The following is an 18,826-nucleotide window of genomic DNA, read 5'->3' as shown; positions in this document are numbered from 1 at the left end:
CAGCCTCAGTTAAGCGAGGCTTTTGCTCACCACTTCAAACACATCGCTGGACAGCTCGCCCGAAGCGCGAATCCGCTCCAGCTCGCCTTTCATCAGCGCCTGCCGCGCGCTGTCGTACTTGCGCCAGCGGGTCAACGGCGCCAATTGCCGCGAAGCAATCTGTGGGTTGAAGCCATTCAACTGGATCACCAGGTCCGCCAGGAACCGATAACCCGAACCATCCGCCGCGTGGAAGTTGATCAGGTTCTGCCCGGCAAACGCGCCCACCAGTGCCCGCACCTTGTTCGGGTTCTTGATGTTGAACGCAGGGTGCTGCATCAACGTCTTGACCCGCTCCAGCGCGCCCGGCAAACCATTGCCCGCCTGCACGCTGAACCACTGGTCCATGACCAGCGGGTTGTCCTTGAAGTTCTCGGCAAACACCGCCAGCGCCTTGGCTTTTTCTTCTTCGAACGGCGAGTTGACCAGCACTGCCAGGGCCGTCAGGCGCTCGGTCATGTTGTCGCACGCGTCGAACTGTTCAAGGGTCGCCGCCAGCACTTCCGGCTTGCCGCTGAGCATCAGGTACGACAGCGCAATGTTCTGCAAGGCGCGCCGGGCAAAGTGTTCCGCCTCGGCCACGTACGGGGTTTTCTTCGACAGGTCGCGATTGGCCTGGTAACGCAGCCACAGGCCTTCGAACAGGTTGTCGGCCAACTGCTTGCGAGCAAACTCGCGGGCCGCGTGGATGGCGTCGACATCCGCCACTTCGCTGATTTCGGTCAGGTAGGCTTCGCTCGGCAGCGAGAGCATCTCGGCGACCATCGCCTGATCCAGGCTTTCGTCGCTCAATACGCTGCGCAATGCGGTGATCAGGCGTTGATCCAGCACCAGCGCCTTGCCCTGCTGATGTTGGGCGATCAGCTCCTGCAACACCTGCACCGACAGCTGCTGGCCGGCGTCCCAGCGATTGAAGCCATCGCTGTCGTGCTGCATCAGGAACATCAGTTGGTCGCGGTTATACGGGAAGCTCAGCTTCACCGGCGCCGAGAAGCCACGCAGCAGCGACGGCAGCGGGTGCTCGGCGATGTCGACAAAGGTGAAGGTCTGTTCGGCTTCGGTCACCGAGATCACGCGGGACGTGGCGCCGGCAGCGGTTTCACCGGCCAGGCGCAAGGCGATGCCCGCGCCCTTCCCGTCCAGCAGGCCCAGCTCAACCGGAATCACGAACGGCAGTTTTTCCACCTTGTCCGGGGTTTCCGGGCAGCTTTGACGGAAGGTCAGGCTGTAGGTTTTAGCCACCGGGTCGTAGGACTCGCTCACCGCCAGGCGTGGCGTACCGGCCTGGCTGTACCAGCGCTTGAACTGGGTCAGGTCAGCGCCGTTGGCGTCTTCCATGGCCTTGATGAAGTCATCGCAGGTCACAGCCTGGCCGTCGTGGCGTTCGAAGTACAGGTCGCTGCCTTTGCGGAACCCTTCGGCGCCGAGCAAGGTTTGGATCATACGGACGACTTCCGAGCCCTTTTCGTACACGGTCAGGGTGTAGAAGTTGGAGATCTCGATAAAGCCGTCCGGACGTACCGCGTGGGCCATGGGACCGGCATCTTCGGCGAACTGGTGAGTGCGCAGATAAGCCACGTCCTGGATGCGCTTGACGGTGGCCGAGTTCATGTCGGCAGAGAACTGCGAATCACGGAACACCGTGAAGCCTTCCTTCAGCGACAGCTGGAACCAGTCGCGGCAAGTCACGCGGTTGCCCGACCAGTTGTGGAAGTATTCGTGGGCAACGATCGCCTCGACTCGCTGGTGCGCGGCGTCGGTGGCGGTTTCGGCACGGGCCAGCACGGCGCTGGAGTTGAAGATGTTGAGGCCCTTGTTTTCCATGGCGCCCATGTTGAAGTCGTTGACCGCGACGATCATGAAGAAGTCGAGATCGTACTCACGGCCATAGACTTCCTCGTCCCAGCGCATGGATTTCTTCAGGCTGTTCATGGCGTGCTGGCACTTGTCGATGTTTTCCGGCTCGACATAGATACGCAGCGCCACGGTGCGCTCGGTCATGGTGGTGAAGGTGTCTTCGACACACCACAAATCACCGGCCACCAGTGCAAACAGGTACGCCGGCTTCTTGAACGGGTCTTCCCAGGTCGCCCAGTGCCGGCCGTCTTCGCCAGGGCCGGAAGCAATCGGGTTGCCGTTGGACAGCAATACCGGGTAGCTGTGTTGCTCGGCGATCACCGTGGTGGTGAACACGCTCATCACGTCCGGACGGTCGAGGTAATAGGTGATCTTGCGGAAACCCTCGGCCTCGCACTGGGTGCAGAACATGCCGCCGGATTTGTACAGGCCTTCCAGGGCGGTATTGGTTTCCGGGTGGATCTTCACCGTGGTGTCGAGGGTGAAGGTCGCGCTGGTGGGGTGCACGGTCAGGTGGCTGTCGCTCAACTGGTAGTCGGCGTCGGTCAGTTCCTGGTCGGCCAGGTTCACCGACAACAGCTCCAGTTGCTGCCCGTCCAGCACCAGCGGCGGCAAGCCGGCGCCGCGCTCGGGGTTGCGGCGCATCACCAGCTGCGCGTGGACCAGGCTATGGTCCTCGAACAACTCGAAGGTCAGGTGCGTCTCGTCGATCAGGTAGTCCGGCGCCTGATAGTCCTTCAGGTAAATCATCTTCGGCTGTTCGGTGCGCATGTCTGTCGTCCTTCTACTGATGCACGGCGAGCTGGTAGGCCGTGTATTTACGAATATTGATCACGCCGGTATCGAAGATCAGGTATTGGCCCTTGATCCCCATCAGCGTGCCTTCGGCAATCGGGTTCTTGTCCAGGTTGAAGCTGACGATCTTGGTCGGATACTGCTTGATCGGGTAGCGGATTTCGATCGGTTCGATGTCGGTCACCGGTTGGATGGCCTGCAGGCCAAAGCGTTCCTGCAAAGCGAGCATGCCTTCGGCACAGCTGGCGAACAGTTCGTCGCGCACCTGCGCAAGGTCGACGGCCTGGGCATCGCCCTTGAGCAGCGCGCGCCAGTTGGTCTTGTCGGCCACCTGGCTGCGGAACAGGTCTTCGACGAAGCCCGACTGCTGGCGCGTGGCAACGCGCATGATCGGCAGCGCCTGGCTGGCGCCCTGGTCGAGCCAGCGGGTCGGCAGCTGGCTGGCGCGGGTGATGCCGACCTTGATCCCCGACGAGTTCGCCAGGTACACCACGTGGTCGGTCATGCAGAATTTTTCACCCCAGGCCGGATCGCGGCAGGTGCCGGCGTCGTAATGGCAGCGCTCGGGGCTCATGATGCACAGGTCGCACTGGGCCAGTTTGGTCATGCACGGGTAGCAGTAACCCTGGCTGAAACTGGTCTTGGTCCTGCGACCGCAATGGGTGCAATGGATCGCACCGAGGTATTCCAGGCGCACGGTAGTGCCGATCAATGGATTGACCGGCACCTCGGTGTCGCCCAGGCGAAACGCGTATTGAACGGTCGGCTCACCCAACTGCGCCGACATCTTGCTGACTGCACCACGGCCAATCTCAATCAATGGATGGCATCCGACTTGAACAGGATGTTCGGCACCGGCGCCGACTTCGAGGCGCATTCCTGCGGGCCCATGTAGCCGGTGCGCTGGTCTTCCGGCAGGTTCTGCAGTTCCCAGGCGATCACCGCCTGCAACGACAATTCACGCTGCTCGGCGGTGAGCTTGCGGCCATCGGACCATTTGCCGATTTCCACGGCGAGCTTGAGGCTCTCGTAGATGTCCGGGGTGATGTTTTCGATCATTTCGACAAAAGAGGACATAAGACTCTTCCTTAACTAAATAGGAGACATTTTGCGGCGGCTGTACAAGCCACCCAACAAACCGGTCAGGCAACCCATCACCAGGCCACCCACGTGGGCCGCGTTGGCGATTTCGCCGAAGCCGATCATCGAGACCAGGCCCGACAGGCACAGCACCAGCCACACCAGCATCATCACCAACACCCCGCGAGGCAGGCGATACACCGGATTCGGCGACACCCACTGATAGATCCAGCAATGCCCGAGCAAGCCATACAGCACGCCGGACAACCCGCCAAACAGGCCGGGACCACCAAAATAGTATTGAGCGTAGTTCGACACCAGGCTGAACAGCAGGGTCAGGCCCAGCAGGTTGATGCTGCCCTGGCGCAACTCGATGCGTCGCCCCAGCTCCCAGTACCACATGCCGTTCATGGCCAGGTGCAGGATGCCGAAGTGGATCAACATCGGCGTGACGAGGCGCCACCACTGTCCCGACGCCAGGCTGTCGGTCAATGGCGCGAAACGGATGTACTCGCCTGCCACGCTGAACGGCAGGAACGTCAGCCAGCTCATGGCTTGCAGGTTATCCCCCAGCAACGTAACGGCGCCGACGATGATGCTCAGCAGCAACACCAACGCGGTCACCGGGCTGTGGCGAAGCTGCTGGGCAAACCCGGGACGCCTGGTCGACGTCGCCTGCTCGGGAATGTCCAGTTGCTGGTCCGGGTCACCGGCCGGAAAGCGCTGGTACAGGACCTTCACGTCTTCACTGATGGAGTCAGGCACCCACAGCACCTGCTCCCCGGCTTCTTCGCTGACGCGATGGGGCACTTGCATGCGTTGCAGAAGCTTGACGAAACCACTCAAATCCACCGCCAGCGGCAGGCGTAATACAGCAACGGTACTCATGAAATAACCTCAGGGCGCTCGACATCGACCCAAACAAATTTACGCGGGTCCAGGCGGGTTTCCTGATCCAGCCGGTACGCCACCAACTTGCCGTACAGCACCGCGCTGTAGTCCAGGCAGGCCAGGTTCGGGCGGATCGGCGCCGGTTTGCCGCTGCGCCAGTAGTGGCCGACGAACAGCAATGGCTCGTCGACGCCGTAGCGCAGCAGGGAATTCTTTTCAGTGGACGACAGCGGCGTGGCGGCCACAGGTTCCGGCAGCGCATCGGGCTGGAACACGATATCGCCGTAGGTCTTCGGGTCGTCTTCCCAGAACTTGGTACGGAAGAACGAGCGCGTCAGGCCGTCGCCGCCGGTCAGGGTCAAGCCGTCCGGCAGGCGCATGTCGGTACCGCGCAACAGGCGGTCGAAGGCATTGCTGGCGAAACTGCCGGGCACGGCGGCGGCTTGCAGGAAGTGTTCGTCGATGCAGCCATCCGGGAAATGCGCGCGCAGGGGCTCGATAAAGCCGTTGTCCCAGCAAGCGTGCACTACGCGGAATCGCCCGGCGTCGACAAACAGCGGCATGTCATAGAACCAGCCGAGGAAATCGTGCCAGTCTGCCGGGTGCTGTTCGAACTGGGTCAGGGTCTCGTGGATCAACCGCGCGTGGCGTGGCGTGTGCTCGCGCACAAACTGCTTGCCGCTGCCTGGGGCGGCGGGCGTGCTCCAGCCCAGCGCGTTGAACTCATGGTTGCCCATGATGCACAGTGCCTGGCCGGCCTCGGTCATGTCGTGGACGATATGCAGCGCCTCGCGAATGCGCGGGCCACGGTCGATGATATCGCCGAGGAACACGGCCATTCGCGACGGATGCCGCCAGGTACCGCCCTGCTTGTGGTAACCCAATCGGTCGAGCAAGTGCTCAAGGGTATGAGCGCAACCGTGCACGTCACCAATCAGGTCGTAGCTACGCGCGGGATCGAGCATCAGTCGCCTCCACCCCCCAAGCGGCTGCCCCAGCCCAGCTTGGTCCGGCACACTTCGTAGTAGTTGTGGTCCAGCGGGTGGATCAACCGCAACTTCTGTGCCTTTTTGCTCACGGTGATGGTGTCACCGGGAGCGCAGGTGAAATGGTTCTGCCCGTCGCAGGAGACTTGCGGGTAGATCTGCATGTCTTTTGACACCACGATTTTCAGCTCACTGTTGCCATCGACCACGATAGGCCTGCTGGACAACATATGGGGATACATCGGCACGATCACAATGGCATCCAGCTTGGGATGCATGATCGGCCCACCGGCCGACAGCGCGTAGGCCGTGGACCCGGTCGGCGTGGCGACGATCAGGCCGTCGGCCTTCTGGCTGCACACGAACTGGCCGTCGATGTACAACTCGAACTCGATCATCCGCGTCGACTTGCCGGGGTGCAGCACCACATCGTTGAGGGCGTCGCCCTGGCCGATGGCTTCGCCGTGGCGGCGCACTTCGGCTTGCAGCAGGAAGCGGTTTTCCACCAGGTAGTGGCCGTCCAGCACCTTGGCCACTTCGACTTCCAGCTCGTCGGGGCGAATATCGGTGAGGAACCCCAGGCTTCCACGGTTGATCCCCAGCACCGGCACGTTATGCCGCGCCAGCGCCCGGGCGGCGCCCAGCAGGCTGCCGTCGCCGCCCACCACGATCACCATGTCGCAGACTTCACCGAGCATCTTGCGCGACGAGGTCTGCAGGCCATGGCCCGGGAGGATTTCAGCGATGGTGTCTTCGAGGATCACGTGCAGGTGGCGCTCGAGCAGAAACTTTTTCAGTCGGCGGACGGTGTCCAGCACCTGGGTACTGCCCAGGCGACCGATAATGCCGATATTGCGAAATTGCTCCATGGGGCTCCTGCGGGGTTCGGGTTCTGCAAAAAAGAACGATTATGGGCGAAAGCCGGCGTTACACAAAATCCTTTGTCGCCGCAAACCCCAGACGACAACGGTTCTCAGCCCCCTTCCCGGCTGTAAAAGGCTATGCTCGGACCATGACTCTGTTCCCTGATTTGCAGCACCTGCCCCGCCAACTGCGTCACCCCGAGGTGCGCGATCTCGCGTGGGTGATGCTCGCCCCGCCGATGCTCGCGCAAACGCCGTGGCCACAACGCCACCCGCTGACCGGCAGCGACTGGGTGCAGGCCCCGCATTTGCTGGAGCAGTGGCTGCGCCAGCTGGACCAGGACAGCAGTGCCTTGCTGCATTGGCTGAGCCAGGCACGCACCCGCCGGCTGGGGTTGTATTACGAACGGCTGTGGCAATTTGCCGTGCAGCATGCGCCGGGCGTGGAGCTGCTGGCGGCCAACCTGCCGATCCGCCAGGCCGGGCATACCCTGGGCGAGCTGGACATGCTGCTGCGCGACCGTGACGGTGTGCATCATCTGGAACTGGCGATCAAACTCTACCTCGGGCCCCAGGACGGTAATGGCCGGGACACCGCGCAATGGCTCGGCCCCGGCTGTCATGACCGGCTCGACCGCAAGCTGGCCCACCTGGCCCAGCACCAACTGCCGATTTCCGCCCGGCCGGAGAGCCGCGAAGTCCTGGCCGCGCTGGATATCCAGGCTTTTGATGCCCATCTGTGGCTGGGCGGGTATCTGCTCTACCCATGGCCGGGCATGGCGCAGGCGCCGGAGGGCGCGCATCCCCAACACCTGAATGGCCGTTGGCTGCATCAGCGCGATTGGTCGAGGTTTATCGAGAAAAGCCCGGCAGGACGCTGGCAACCGCTGCCCCGCCATGCATGGCTGGCACCGGCGCACTACCCGGCGGACGAAGCCTGGGACGCGGCCCGGATGCAGCACTGGCTAACCGAACTGGACCCCATGGCGCCCGCGCAGTTGCTGGTGCGCCTGGTGGAAAACAGCGAAGGCGAATGGGAAGAAGCCGAACGGCTGTTTCTGGTGGCGGATCTTTGGCCGAACGTGCCGGCGCTTACAGGTTATCGATATGCCGATAGTCAATCTGTAACCCCATAGCCAGCTGCTTTGAACGGCCCAACCGAATCGGGCCGCGCTCGATGTCCACCAGCAACCCCGGGCAGTCCAGCTGCGGCAGCCCTGCCACATCCTTTAGCCGTCCATCGGTGATCACCAGCAACCGCTGCTGCTCCACCGGGTAACGCTTGCGACGAGCCGCCAACCAGTGCCCCGCTTCGTTCAGCGCTGGCAACAATGGCGTGCCACCGCCTGCACCGAGGCCATCAAGCCAATGACCAAGCCCTTTTGCCGCCTTTAATCCCTGCACCTGCCACTTTGGCGATTGCCCGCTCGCGGTGAGCAACGCCATGCGCGCCCGCTGTCGATAGGCATCGTCGAACAGTTGGGCCAGTAATCCCTTGGCATCGCTAAGCGCCTGATGCCGCCGGGTGGACGCCGAAGCATCGACAATCACCAGCCACAACTCATGGGGCGTACGGCTACGCAGTTGATACAACAAATCTTCGCGGCGTTGCGGCCGCCCGCCGAGCAAGGTGCCCGGCCAGTTGATCGAACCTTCGGCCGCGCTGCGCACCTGGCCGCGCCGGCCCTTGTTCAGTCGACCCGCCTTGGGCCGTGCATCCGCCCCTGCGTCAGGTTTGGGGCGGATGCCTAGGGCTTTTTTGGCCAGGTGGGCACATCACGGCGAGCGCCTATCGGCAAGGCGGGTGCGGGCACGTTGCCCCACTGGCCCTGGTCTTCAGGTGCATCATTGGGCTTGGGTGATTGACCGCCAGCGGGCGGCGTTGCAGGCGGGGATTGCTCCTGACGACGATGGCGCAGGGCAAATTCCGCGACCGCTTCGATATCTTCTTCGCTGATAGCCGTCGCGCCCCGCCAGGCCGCATGGGCACGTGCGCCACGCAGCCAGACCAGGTCGGCGCGCAAGCCATCGACCCCAGCGGCAAAGCAGCGCTCGGTAATCTGCGCCAGCGCCTGGTCATCCAACGGGATGCTATCCAGCAATGCGCGGGCCCGGGTGCAACGCTCACGCAACGCGGCCTGCCGGTCGGCCCATTGCCCGCAGAAACCCTGAGGGTCGCTATCGAAATCCAGGCGGCGACGGATGATCTGCCCGCGTTCGGCCGGCTGGGTGTGCCCGCTCAGCGCCACGTTGAAACCAAACCGGTCGAGCAATTGCGGGCGCAGCTCGCCCTCTTCCGGGTTCATGGTGCCGATCAGCACAAAACGCGCCGAATGCCGGTGGGAAATCCCGTCGCGCTCGATCAGGTTGGTGCCGCTGGCGGCCACGTCCAGCAGCAGGTCCACCAGGTGGTCGGGCAGCAGGTTGACTTCATCGACATAGAGCACGCCGCCGTCGGCCTTGGCCAGCACGCCGGGGGAAAACTGTGCGCGGCCCTCACTGAGTGCCGCGTCCAGATCGAGTGTGCCCACCAGCCGCTCCTCGGTGGCGCCCAACGGCAGCGTGACGAACTGGCCGCTGGCGAGTAAGTCCGCCAGGCCACGGGCCAGGGTGGACTTGGCCATGCCGCGCGGGCCTTCAATCAGCACGCCACCGATCTTCGGGTCGATGGCGGTCAGGCACAGGGCCAGTTTCAGGTCGTCGGCGCCGACCACGGCGGACAGCGGGAAATGTGGAATGTCGGTCATCAACTGCCTTCTTCTATATCCAACAACAGGTTTTCCAACGCCTCGCGGTACGCCCCAGGCTCCTGCCACATGCCGCGTTGCTGGGCTTCGAGCATGCGTTCGGTCATGTCCCGCAGGGCATCCGGGTTGTGCTGCTGCACAAAGGCGCGGGTGTCCGGGTCCAGCAAGTAGGCATCCGCCAGCAACGCGTATTGATGATCGTCGATCAACGCCGTCGTAGCGTCGAACGCGAACAGATTATCCACGGTGGCCGCCATCTCGAACGCGCCTTTATAGCCGTGGCGCTTCACCCCTTCGATCCACTTCGGGTTGGCCGCCCGGGCACGAATCACCCGGTTCAACTCTTCCTTCAACGTGCGGATCTTCGGCAGGTTCGGCTGACTGTGGTCACCATGATAGCTGGCAGCCTTGTCGCCGCTCAGGGTTTCCACGGCGGCGAGCATGCCGCCCTGGAATTGGTAGTAATCATTGGAGTCCAGCAGGTCATGCTCGCGGTTGTCCTGGTTTTGCAACACCGCCTGCACCTGGCTCAAACGCTGGGCAAACTGTTCGCGGGCGGCGGTGCCTTCGTCGGAGCCGCCATAGGCGTAGCCGCCCCAGTTCAGGTAAACCTCGGCCAGGTCTTCGCGGCTCTGCCACAAGCGCCCATCAATCGCGCCCTGCACGCCGGCACCATAGGCACCGGGCTTGGCGCCGAAGATCCGCCAACCGGCCTGCTTCGCCGCCGCGTCCTCGTCCAGGCCCGACAGGCGCAAAGCCTCGCGCTCACTGCGCACCTTGGCCGCCAGAGGGTTCAGGTCGTCGGGTTCGTCCAGCGCCGCCACGGCTTGCACCGCCGCATCGAACAGGCGGATCAGGTTGGCGAATGCATCGCGGAAGAATCCCGACACGCGCAAGGTCACATCCACCCGTGGCCGGTCCAGCAGGCTGATGGGCAGGATTTCAAAGTCATCCACCCGCTGGCTGCCCGTGGCCCACACCGGGCGCACGCCCATCAGCGCCATGGCCTGGGCAATGTCGTCGCCGCCGGTGCGCATGGTGGCAGTGCCCCACACCGACAGGCCGAGTTGGCGCAAGTGGTCGCCATGGTCTTGCAGGTGACGCTCAAGGATCAGGTTCGCCGACTGGAAGCCGATGCGCCAGGCAGTGGTGGTGGGCAGGTTGCGCACATCCACCGAGAAAAAGTTGCGACCGGTGGGCAACACGTCCAGGCGGCCCCGGCTCGGCGCGCCGCTGGGCCCGGCCGGGACGAAGCGCCCGTTCAAGGCATCCAGCAACCCGCGCATTTCCGCCGGGCCGCAGGCATCCAGGCGTGGCGCGACGACGATGCGCAAGCTCTCGATCACCGCCTTGACGTCTTCCCAGCCGGGCTCTTCAAGCTGCTCCACGGCACCTTCCAGCGCCTGCTCGATCAAGCGCGCGGCATACAGCTCCAGGCGTTCACGGGTGTCGCCGGCGGTGCGCCACAACTGCGTGTCGATCTTCTGCAGCACCAATGGCCGGCGCCCGGTCCACGGCTCGGCCAGGGCGCAGTCCAGCGGATCGAAGCCCAGGTCGAAGGCCTTGGCCAATACCCGCAGCAGGCTCGATTGCGGCCCCCGCCCATCGCCACGCGGAATACGCAACAACGCCAGCAAGGTGTCGATGCGCAAGCGGCCCTCGGGTGACTCGCCGAAAATGTGCAGGCCATCGCGAATCTGCGACTCCTTCAAGTCACACAGGTAGGTGTCCAGGCGCGGCAGCCAGATCGCCGCATCGGCGTCGCTGTCGAGGTTTTCGTCCAGGGCCAGTTCCTGGTCGATGCGGGTTTCGCGCACCAGCTTGAGGATGTCCTTTTGCAGCTCGCGGGCACGCCGTGGGTCGAGCAGTTGTGCCTCGTAATACTCGTCGGCCAGCAACTCCAGGTCGCGCAGCGGCCCATAGGTTTCGGCGCGGGTCAGCGGCGGCATCAGGTGGTCGATGATCACGGCCTGGGTGCGGCGCTTGGCCTGGGCGCCCTCGCCCGGGTCATTGACGATAAACGGGTAGATATTCGGCAGCGGCCCCAGTAGTGCGTCGGGCCAGCAGTTCTCGGAAAGCCCGACGCCCTTGCCCGGCAGCCATTCCAGGTTGCCGTGCTTGCCAACGTGGATCACGCCGTGGGCGCCGTAGGTGTGGCGCAACCAGAAGTAGAACGCCAGGTAGGCATGGGGCGGCACCAGGTCCGGGTCGTGATAGACCGCACTCGCGTCCACCTGGTAACCCCGGGCCGGCTGGATGCCGACGAAGGTCAGGCCCAAACGCAGGCCCGCGATCATCATGCGGCCGTCGCGGAACATCGGATCGCTATGAGGTGTACCCCAGCGTGCCAACACGGCCTGGCGATTGGACTCGGGCAAGCGGTTGAACATCGCCTCGTAGTCATCCAGCGCCAGGCTCTGATGACACGGACGCAAGTCGAGGCTGTCCAGGTCGTTGCTGACGCCGCCCAAGAGCGCCTGGATCAGTGCCGTTCCGCTTTCCGGCAGCTCGTCCGGCAGCGGATAACCTTGGATTTTCAGTGCCCGCAGGATATTCAGCGCGGCGGCTGGGGTGTCGAGACCCACGCCGTTGCCGATACGTCCGTCCCGGGTCGGGTAGTTGGCGAGGATCAGCGCGATACGCTTTTCGCCATTCGGCACCCGCGCCAGTTCGACCCAGCGCCGCGCCAGTTCGGCGACAAAGTCCATGCGCTCCGGCTGTGCGCGATAGCACACCACATCCGACTGGCTGCGCTCACTGCGCCAGGCCAGGTCCTTGAAGCTGATGGGCCGGCTGATGATGCGCCCGTCCAGTTCCGGCAACGCGATGTGCATCGCCAGGTCACGTGGGCCGAGGCCTTGCTCGCTGGCCTGCCAGCCGGGCTCGTTGTCCTGGGCGCAAATCGCCTGGATCACCGGGATATTGCGGCGAAACGGCCGCAGGTGCGGCGCTTCAGGGCTGGACTGGGCAAAACCGGTGGTGTTCAGAATCACCGAGGCGTGCACTTCGTCCAGCAAATCCTCGACCACGGTCAGGCAGCCGGGCTCTTTCAAACTGGCCACCGCCATCGGCAGCGGGTTGAGACCCGCGGCCTGCAAGCGCTGGCAAAAAACATCGATAAAGCCGGTGTTGGCCGCCTGCAAATGGGAGCGGTAGAACAGCACCGCCGCCACGGGAAAATCAGCTTGCCAGTCAGCCTGCCAATCGTTGAGGCGGGCATTGGCTTTATGCGGGTGATAAATCGCCGTGCGTGGCAGGGTTTGCGGCTCGCTCCAGGCGTAATCGCGGCCAAGGTAGCCGGCGGCCAGGCAACGATAGAAATCCAGCGCATTCCCCAAACCACCCTGGCGCAGGAAGTGCCAGAGCCGGTCACGTTCCTCGGCGCCCACGGTGCTGAGGCCACTGAGTTCCGGGTCCGGGCGATCATCCCCCGGCACCAGGATCAGCTGCACGCCGCGTTCGGCCAACTCCACCAGGCGCTCGATACCGTAGCGCCAATAACCGATGCCGCCGTGCAGCGAAATCAGGATGACCTTGGCGTGGCGCAGCACCTCATCGACATACAGGTCGACCGAAGCATGGTTCTGCACCTGCATCGGGTTCGCCAGGCGCAGGCTCGGGTAATCCTCGGGCAACTGCTGGGCCGCTTCGGCCAGCAGCGCCAGGCTGGAATCACCGCTGCACAGGATCACCAGCTCGGCGGGGGTTTGCCCAAGGTCGGCGATGTTGTCATCCGAAACGAAACCGCCGGGCTGGGTCCTGAGCAGATGCATGGTTTAAACGCTGAGGGCAGCGCGCAGTTGCGCTTCGAGCAAGGCGGCGTCGAGTTCCTGGCCGATCAGCACCAGGTGCGTGGCGCGCGGCTCATCGGCGCGCCAGGCGCGGTCGAAGTGCTTGTCGAAACGCGTGCCCACGCCCTGGATCAGCAGGCGCATCGGTTTGTTCGGGATCGCCGCGAAGCCCTTGACCCGCAGGATGCCGTGCTTGACCACCAGTTGGGTCAGGGCGTCCAGCAGCAGGCTTTCGTCGGCCTGGGGCAGTTCGATGGAGATGGAGTCGAAGGCATCGTGGTCGTGGTCGTCTTCACCTTCGTGGTGATGATCGTGATGGCTGTGGCGGCCATCGATGTGTTCTTCCGAGCCCGCGCCCAGGCCGATCAATACGTCCAGCGGCAGGCGACCGCTGCTGGCTTCGATGATTTTTACCGCCGGCGGCAGTTCTTCTGCCACTTCCAGGCGCACACGGGCCAGGTCTTCAGGGCTGATCAGGTCGGACTTGTTGAGGATCACCAGGTCGGCGCTGGCCAGTTGGTCAGCGAACAGCTCGTGCAGGGGGGATTCGTGGTCCAGGTTCGGGTCGAGCTTGCGCTGGGCGTCAACCTGGTCCGGGAAGGCGGCGAACGTGCCGGCGGCCACGGCCGGGCTGTCGACCACGGTGATCACGGCGTCAACGGTGCAGGCGCTGCGGATTTCCGGCCACTGGAACGCCTGGACCAAGGGTTTTGGCAGGGCCAGGCCCGAGGTTTCGATGAGGATATGGTCGAGGTCGCCGCGACGGGCCACCAGTTCGCGCATCACCGGGAAGAACTCTTCCTGGACCGTGCAGCACAGGCAGCCATTGGCCAATTCGTAGACGCGGCCGTTCGCCTCTTCTTCGGTACAGCCGATGGAGCATTGCTTGAGGATTTCACCGTCAATGCCCAGCTCGCCGAACTCGTTGACGATCACCGCGATGCGGCGCCCCTGGGCGTTATCCAGCATGTGGCGCAGCAAGGTGGTCTTGCCCGAGCCGAGGAAGCCGGTAACGATGGTGACGGGGAGTTTGGCCAGTGTTTTCATCGGATGCCCTTTGGGGCGGGCATACGGGACGAGTGGCCCTGCGCGGGTGCGCAGAAGCAGAATTCGCCACCGGATCACCCCGCCCGGTTGAAGTAGAAAATCGGTTGCGAGGCAGGTCTCCTGGCTTGGGGCTTGCCGGCGGTGAGGCCGGCGCTGGCTGCGCCTTCCCGCCTTGTTCAGGCAGTGGCGTGGCAGTCAGATAAACCCTTTACAGTTGCGGGGGCAGCCGCGGCATTGACCGCGTTCCCTTCTTAGCTTCGGCCTGGGCCGAAGAACCTCGAAGGTGCAAGGCTACGCAGTGCGCGGGGACGGGTCAATGTCCGAGCGTTTGGCACTAAGCAGCGCCAGGCGCTCCAGCATGCCTTCGCTCGCCGCCGGACCGGCCTGGACGCTGCATTGCTCGACGGACACGCGTGCACCGTCGGCGTCCACCACCGCCACTTCCACCGGGCGCCGGGTTTTCCGGTCGACCAATTGCAGGCTTTCACCTTCGTTGGCGAAATGGCGGTTGCCCCAGCCGATGAACGCCATGATCACCACCCGGAAATCCTCGCCAACCGGCGTCGGTACGTACTCGAAACGGGGCGGCCGCTCGCTGTATTGCCGGCGCTCCAGCAGCCCCGCTTCCACCAGGCTGTTGAGCCGGCGGGTGAGCATATTCGGAGCGATTTCCAGGCTCTGGGAAAACTCGTCAAAACGCCGCAACCCTTGCAGCGCGTCGCGCATGATCAGGATGCTCCACCACTCGCCTACCCGTTCCACTCCACGGGCTACCGGGCATTCGGCATTCACCAGCGACTTACGTTGCATTGCAGTTCCTCTGTGGGGCGGCTACGGAAATTTCAGCTATCGGATGTTACTTTCATAATGATAGTTTCGTCCATGCATTGCTACCAACCTGAAATTTGCGGAGCTAAGCGATCATGAGTAAGCGAATTGTTGTGACCGGCATGGGTGCAGTGACACCGCTGGCAACCGGCGTGGAACAGACCTGGAAGCGCCTGCTGGCCGGTGAATCCGGGATTCGCAGGCTACCCGAGGCATTGATCGGCGACCTGGCAATCAGCATCGGCGGCCAAGTGTTGGACCGCATCCAGGACCCTGAAGCCGGCTTTGACCCGGACACTGTCATCCCGGCCAAGGAACAACGCAAGATGGACCGGTTCATCGTGTTTGCCCTGGCAGCCGCGCAAGAGGCCCTGGCCCAGGCAGGCTGGAGTCCGCAGACGCCATCGCAGCAGGAACGTACCGCGACAATCATCGCCTCCGGCGTGGGTGGTTTTCCCGCGATTGCCGAGGCCGTTCGTACGGCTGACAGCAAAGGGCCTCGCCGCCTGTCGCCGTTCACGATCCCGTCATTCCTCGGCAACATGGCGGCCGGGCACGTGTCGATCCAGCATCAACTGAAAGGTCCGCTGGGCTCCCCCGTCACTGCTTGCGCCGCCGGCGTACAGGCGATTGGTGATGCTGCGCGCATGATCCGTGCCGGCGAAATCGACATCGCCGTGTGTGGCGGCGCCGAAGCCTGTATCCACCGAGTCAGCCTCGGCGGTTTTGCTGCGGCGCGTGCGCTGTCCAGCGATTACAACGACACGCCGGCATTGGCTTCCCGCCCGTTCGATCAAGGCCGCGACGGGTTTGTGATGGGCGAAGGTGCCGGGCTGTTGGTGATCGAGGAACTGGAGCATGCATTGGCTCGTGGGGCGACGCCTATCGCAGAGCTGGTGGGCTACGGCACCAGCGCCGACGCCTATCACATGACCTCGGGCCCGGAAGATGGCTCGGGTGCACGCAGGGCAATGGAACTGGCGATCGCGCAGGCAGGGATCAGCGCCGCACAGATCCAGCATTTGAACGCCCATGCCACGTCGACCCCCGTAGGCGACAACGGCGAACTGGCAGCGATCAATACGCTGTTCGGTGCAACTGCCAGCGTCGCGATCAGCGCCACCAAGTCGGCGACCGGCCATCTGTTGGGCGCCGCGGGCGGGATCGAGGCGATCTTCACCGTGCTCGCCCTGCGCGACCAGATTGCCCCGGCGACCCTCAACCTGGATAACCCGGACCCCGCCGCCGATGGGCTGGATATGGTCCGGGGCCAAGCTCGGTCGTTTCCGATTGAATACGCGATTTCCAATGGGTTTGGATTCGGCGGCGTGAATGCCAGCGTGCTGTTCAAACGCTGGCAATAACCCGGCGATTTGACGCCCATCGCCCGCCCATGCTCTCCTACACATCTTGTTTCGGGTGCCCTTCACAGGGTGAAACGGGAAACCGGTGAGTCATGTTCCTTTACTCAAGGGCGTGACGAGTCCGGTGCTGCCCCCGCAACGGTAAGCGAGTGAAGCATCAAAACCACTGTGCCTCTACGGCATGGGAAGGTGATGCTTTCAAGGCCCAGGCCCCTCGCAAGCCCGGAGACCGGCCCGAAAAAATCAGATAACAAACCCGCGGTGGGCGGGCGCTGTTCAGAACCCTGCGTGCCTGGCTCGCGGGGTTTTCATGCGCTCGTGTCACCCTGAAACCCTGAAGGGACGCGCCATGTCGATCATCAGCAGCACCGCCTCTACCGCCAGCACCACCGCCACCCTGAGCCAACGCCTGACTGCCGCCATAGGCGCGTCGATCCTCGGCGCGTGCCTGGTGTATTTCGCCGGTTTCTCGCACATCGAAGCGGTGCACAACGCCGCCCACGATACCCGCCACAGCGCTGCGTTCCCGTGCCACTGAGACCTGCCGACATGATCAAGCGTATTGCCCAAACCGCAGGTTTCACCGGCCTCCTGGCCGCCTTGCTGCTGACCTTGCTGCAAAGCTTCTGGGTTGCCCCGCTGATCCTGCAGGCGGAGACCTTCGAAAACGCCCCGGCCGCGACCGAAGTGCATGAACATGCCGAAGCCACGGCCCACACCCACGACGCTGAAGCCTGGGAGCCGGAAGATGGCTGGCAGCGTGTGCTGTCGACTACGGGCGGTAACCTGGTGGTCGCCGTAGGTTTTGCCCTGATGCTTGCCGGCCTGTACACCTTGCGTGCACCGACCCGCACGGCCCAAGGCCTGCTGTGGGGCCTGGCCGGTTACGCCACCTTTGTGTTGGCGCCGACCCTGGGCTTGCCGCCTGAATTGCCGGGGACTGCGGCGGCAGACCTGGCGCAACGGCAAATCTGGTGGATCGGCACTGCCGCTTCGACCGCTGCCGGTATCGCGCTGATCGTGTTCGGTCGTAACTGGCTGCTGAAAATCCTGGGCGTGGCGATCCTGGCTGTGCCCCATGTGATTGGCGCACCACAGCCGGAAGTCCACTCGATGCTGGCGCCGGAGGCTCTGGAAGCTCAATTCAAGATCGCCTCGCAGTTGACCAACGTTGCCTTCTGGCTGGCGCTGGGCTTGATCAGTGCCTGGCTGTTTCGCCGTAACCGAGATGGTCAGTATTCGGCATGATCCTGGCGGTTGGCCTGGGGTGTCAGCGGGGTTGTTCTGTCGACATCCTGCGTGAACTGTTCAACGCCGCCCTCGCCGAGGGTGGCATTGAGCGTCAGCGCATCACTGCGTTGGCCAGTCTTGATCGCAAGCGGGATGAGCCGGGGTTGCTGGCACTGGCTCAGGTTCTGGATTTGCCGTTGGTATTTTTCAGTGCGGAGCAATTGGCGCCCTATGAAGATCGACTGAGCCATAAGTCCGAGACGGTTTTTGCTCATACCGGCTGCTACGGCATTGCTGAAAGTGCCGCCCTGGCCCTGGCAGAACAGCTGTCTCAAAGCCCTGCCACCCTGCTGATCACCCGCAAAAAAACCGCCCAGGCCACCTTTGCATTGGCTTGCGCCGGCTGAATTCCCGATAATCGTCAGCTTTGATCATGAGCAATCTTCATCTGGAGGGCTGCTCGCGTGCTTTTTTTCACAGGAATGAATCCATGACTGTCTTTTTCATCGGCGCAGGCCCAGGCGATCCGGAATTGATCACGGTCAAGGGGCAGCGGCTGATTCGCAGTTGCCCGGTGATCATCTATGCCGGTTCGCTGGTGCCGGCGGCGGTGCTTGAGGGGCATCAGGCGGAGTTGGTGGTTAACAGTGCGGAGCTGCATCTGGAGCAGATCATTGGGCTGATCAAGACGGCCCATGAGAAAGGCCAGGATGTGGCGCGGGTGCATTCCGGGGATCCGAGTTTGTACGGGGCGATTGGGGAACAGATTCGGCTGTTGCGGGAGCTTGGGATTGGGTTTCAGATCATTCCCGGGGTGACGGCGGTGGCGGCGTGTGCGGCGTTGTTGGAGGCTGAGCTGACGCTGCCGGACATTGCGCAGAGTGTGATTTTGACGCGGTATGCGGATAAGACGGCGATGCCTGAGGGTGAGGTGTTCAGTAGTTTGGCGCAGCATGGGACGACCATGGCGATTCACCTGGGGGTGAGTCATCTGGAGAAGATCGTGGCTGAGTTGGTGCCTCACTATGGGGAGGATTGTCCGATTGCGGTGGTGCATCGGGCGACCTGGCCGGATCAGGATTGGGCCATTGGTACGCTGGCGGATATTGCCGGGAAGGTGGCAGCCAAGGGGTTTCGGCGTACGGCGTTGATTCTGGTGGGCCGGGTTTTGGCCAGTGACAGTTTTGGTGAGTCGTCGTTGTATCGTGCGGGGCATGCGCATTTGTATCGGCCCTGAGGGTGGTGGCGGTGGTGATGGTGTACATATCCGTTATTTAGGTAACGGCGACTATTGGTTCCGCTCTTACA

General features: G+C 63.3%; 17 protein-coding genes and 2 riboswitches. Of the genes, 6 read left to right on the top strand and 11 right to left on the bottom strand.

The features are described 5' to 3' along the window. Nucleotides 1-9 precede the first annotated feature (9 nt). The 6 genes from pepN to HYE77_RS26550 are packed head-to-tail and all read right to left on the bottom strand — an operon-like array spanning nt 10 to nt 6,517. Nucleotides 10-2,667: an aminopeptidase N gene (gene pepN, locus HYE77_RS26575; protein ID WP_177069870.1), complete on the bottom strand. Its 2,658-nt coding sequence runs from the start codon at nt 2,665-2,667 to the stop codon at nt 10-12. A 13-nt stretch (nt 2,668-2,680) separates the two neighbouring features. Continuing rightward, nucleotides 2,681-3,511: a DUF2797 domain-containing protein gene (locus HYE77_RS26570; protein ID WP_177069879.1), complete on the bottom strand. Its 831-nt coding sequence runs from the start codon at nt 3,509-3,511 to the stop codon at nt 2,681-2,683. Further along, nucleotides 3,508-3,768: a YeaC family protein gene (locus HYE77_RS26565; RefSeq protein WP_003217900.1), complete on the bottom strand. Its 261-nt coding sequence runs from the start codon at nt 3,766-3,768 to the stop codon at nt 3,508-3,510. The genes HYE77_RS26570 and HYE77_RS26565 overlap by 4 nt, the downstream gene beginning before the upstream one ends. 15 nt (nt 3,769-3,783) lie before the next feature. Beyond that, nucleotides 3,784-4,659, bottom strand: coding sequence for a rhomboid family intramembrane serine protease (locus tag HYE77_RS26560; protein ID WP_177069868.1), 876 nt, complete (start codon nt 4,657-4,659; stop codon nt 3,784-3,786). Further along, nucleotides 4,656-5,630 carry a metallophosphoesterase gene (locus HYE77_RS26555; RefSeq protein ID WP_161635726.1) on the bottom strand — a complete coding sequence of 325 codons (975 nt, stop codon included), beginning with the start codon at nt 5,628-5,630 and terminating at the stop codon, nt 4,656-4,658. The genes HYE77_RS26560 and HYE77_RS26555 overlap by 4 nt, the downstream gene beginning before the upstream one ends. Further along, a complete protein-coding gene (locus HYE77_RS26550) occupies nt 5,627-6,517 on the bottom strand; it encodes an NAD(+) kinase (protein ID WP_003217892.1) in 891 nt (296 codons plus the stop codon). Before HYE77_RS26550 ends, HYE77_RS26555 begins: the two co-directional genes overlap by 4 nt. Nucleotides 6,518-6,660: 143 nt before the next feature. Between HYE77_RS26550 and HYE77_RS26545 the strand changes: the two genes are divergently transcribed. Next, on the top strand, nt 6,661-7,647 hold the full coding sequence (locus HYE77_RS26545; protein ID WP_177069859.1) for a DUF1853 family protein: 987 nt from the start codon (nt 6,661-6,663) through the stop codon (nt 7,645-7,647). On the opposite strand, the gene HYE77_RS26540 is transcribed toward HYE77_RS26545, so the two are convergent. The 5 genes from HYE77_RS26540 to HYE77_RS26520 form a co-directional block, all read right to left on the bottom strand. Further along, on the bottom strand, nt 7,604-8,206 hold the full coding sequence (locus HYE77_RS26540; RefSeq protein ID WP_177069878.1) for a VWA domain-containing protein: 603 nt from the start codon (nt 8,204-8,206) through the stop codon (nt 7,604-7,606). The genes HYE77_RS26545 and HYE77_RS26540 overlap by 44 nt on opposite strands. A gap of 53 nt (nt 8,207-8,259) precedes the next feature. Then, nucleotides 8,260-9,258: an ATP-binding protein gene (locus tag HYE77_RS26535; protein ID WP_177069857.1), complete on the bottom strand. Its 999-nt coding sequence runs from the start codon at nt 9,256-9,258 to the stop codon at nt 8,260-8,262. After that, nucleotides 9,258-13,031, bottom strand: a complete 3,774-nt coding sequence (gene cobN, locus HYE77_RS26530; RefSeq protein ID WP_177069855.1) for a cobaltochelatase subunit CobN — start codon at nt 13,029-13,031, stop codon at nt 9,258-9,260. Before cobN ends, HYE77_RS26535 begins: the two co-directional genes overlap by 1 nt. A 3-nt stretch (nt 13,032-13,034) precedes the next feature. Next, nucleotides 13,035-14,096 carry a cobalamin biosynthesis protein CobW gene (gene cobW / locus HYE77_RS26525; RefSeq protein WP_003217887.1) on the bottom strand — a complete coding sequence of 354 codons (1,062 nt, stop codon included), beginning with the start codon at nt 14,094-14,096 and terminating at the stop codon, nt 13,035-13,037. A 92-nt stretch (nt 14,097-14,188) separates the two neighbouring features. Then, a riboswitch (cobalamin riboswitch) is annotated at nt 14,189-14,391 on the bottom strand. Further along, nucleotides 14,388-14,906 (bottom strand): helix-turn-helix domain-containing protein, encoded by a 519-nt coding sequence (locus HYE77_RS26520; RefSeq protein ID WP_003217886.1) that lies wholly within the window; start codon nt 14,904-14,906, stop codon nt 14,388-14,390. It overlaps the preceding riboswitch by 4 nt. 113 nt (nt 14,907-15,019) lie before the next feature. Between HYE77_RS26520 and fabF the strand changes: the two genes are divergently transcribed. The 5 genes from fabF (at nt 15,020) to cobM (ending at nt 18,755) form a co-directional block, all read left to right on the top strand. Beyond that, nucleotides 15,020-16,288, top strand: a complete 1,269-nt coding sequence (gene fabF, locus HYE77_RS26515) for a beta-ketoacyl-ACP synthase II (RefSeq protein WP_177069853.1) — start codon at nt 15,020-15,022, stop codon at nt 16,286-16,288. A gap of 36 nt (nt 16,289-16,324) precedes the next feature. Next, nucleotides 16,325-16,541, top strand: a riboswitch (cobalamin riboswitch). Nucleotides 16,542-16,637: 96 nt separating this feature from the next. Next, on the top strand, nt 16,638-16,826 hold the full coding sequence (locus HYE77_RS26510) for a CbtB-domain containing protein (protein ID WP_003217883.1): 189 nt from the start codon (nt 16,638-16,640) through the stop codon (nt 16,824-16,826). Between the two features lie 11 nt (nt 16,827-16,837). After that, on the top strand, nt 16,838-17,536 hold the full coding sequence (locus tag HYE77_RS26505) for a CbtA family protein (protein WP_008431977.1): 699 nt from the start codon (nt 16,838-16,840) through the stop codon (nt 17,534-17,536). Next, a complete protein-coding gene (locus HYE77_RS26500) occupies nt 17,533-17,925 on the top strand; it encodes a cobalamin biosynthesis protein (protein ID WP_003217881.1) in 393 nt (130 codons plus the stop codon). Before HYE77_RS26505 ends, HYE77_RS26500 begins: the two co-directional genes overlap by 4 nt. 83 nt (nt 17,926-18,008) lie before the next feature. After that, the gene (gene cobM / locus HYE77_RS26495) at nt 18,009-18,755 is read left to right on the top strand and encodes a precorrin-4 C(11)-methyltransferase (RefSeq protein WP_177029456.1); all 747 of its coding nucleotides are present in this window, start codon (nt 18,009-18,011) and stop codon (nt 18,753-18,755) included. Nucleotides 18,756-18,826: the final 71 nt, after the last annotated feature.

The organism is Pseudomonas sp. IPO3774 (assembly GCF_013386835.1).
Lineage (GTDB): Bacteria > Pseudomonadota > Gammaproteobacteria > Pseudomonadales > Pseudomonadaceae > Aquipseudomonas.
Note: the sequence above shows the minus strand (reverse complement) of the source record. Positions and strands in the feature narration are given on the sequence as shown.

Bases quoted from the DNA above. Each gene is read 5' to 3' on its own strand.
- pepN (WP_177069870.1), bottom strand. From the start codon at position 2,667: ATGCGCACCGAACAGCCGAAGATGATTTACCTGAAGGACTATCAGGCG.
- HYE77_RS26565 (WP_003217900.1), bottom strand. From the start codon at position 3,768: ATGTCCTCTTTTGTCGAAATGATCGAAAACATCACCCCGGACATCTAC.
- HYE77_RS26560 (WP_177069868.1), bottom strand. From the start codon at position 4,659: ATGAGTACCGTTGCTGTATTACGCCTGCCGCTGGCGGTGGATTTGAGT.
- HYE77_RS26550 (WP_003217892.1), bottom strand. From the start codon at position 6,517: ATGGAGCAATTTCGCAATATCGGCATTATCGGTCGCCTGGGCAGTACC.
- HYE77_RS26545 (WP_177069859.1), top strand. From the start codon at position 6,661: ATGACTCTGTTCCCTGATTTGCAGCACCTGCCCCGCCAACTGCGTCAC.
- HYE77_RS26535 (WP_177069857.1), bottom strand. From the start codon at position 9,258: ATGACCGACATTCCACATTTCCCGCTGTCCGCCGTGGTCGGCGCCGAC.
- cobN (WP_177069855.1), bottom strand. From the start codon at position 13,031: ATGCATCTGCTCAGGACCCAGCCCGGCGGTTTCGTTTCGGATGACAAC.
- cobW (WP_003217887.1), bottom strand. From the start codon at position 14,096: ATGAAAACACTGGCCAAACTCCCCGTCACCATCGTTACCGGCTTCCTC.
- HYE77_RS26520 (WP_003217886.1), bottom strand. From the start codon at position 14,906: ATGCAACGTAAGTCGCTGGTGAATGCCGAATGCCCGGTAGCCCGTGGA.
- fabF (WP_177069853.1), top strand. From the start codon at position 15,020: ATGAGTAAGCGAATTGTTGTGACCGGCATGGGTGCAGTGACACCGCTG.
- HYE77_RS26510 (WP_003217883.1), top strand. From the start codon at position 16,638: ATGTCGATCATCAGCAGCACCGCCTCTACCGCCAGCACCACCGCCACC.
- HYE77_RS26505 (WP_008431977.1), top strand. From the start codon at position 16,838: ATGATCAAGCGTATTGCCCAAACCGCAGGTTTCACCGGCCTCCTGGCC.
- HYE77_RS26500 (WP_003217881.1), top strand. From the start codon at position 17,533: ATGATCCTGGCGGTTGGCCTGGGGTGTCAGCGGGGTTGTTCTGTCGAC.
- cobM (WP_177029456.1), top strand. From the start codon at position 18,009: ATGACTGTCTTTTTCATCGGCGCAGGCCCAGGCGATCCGGAATTGATC.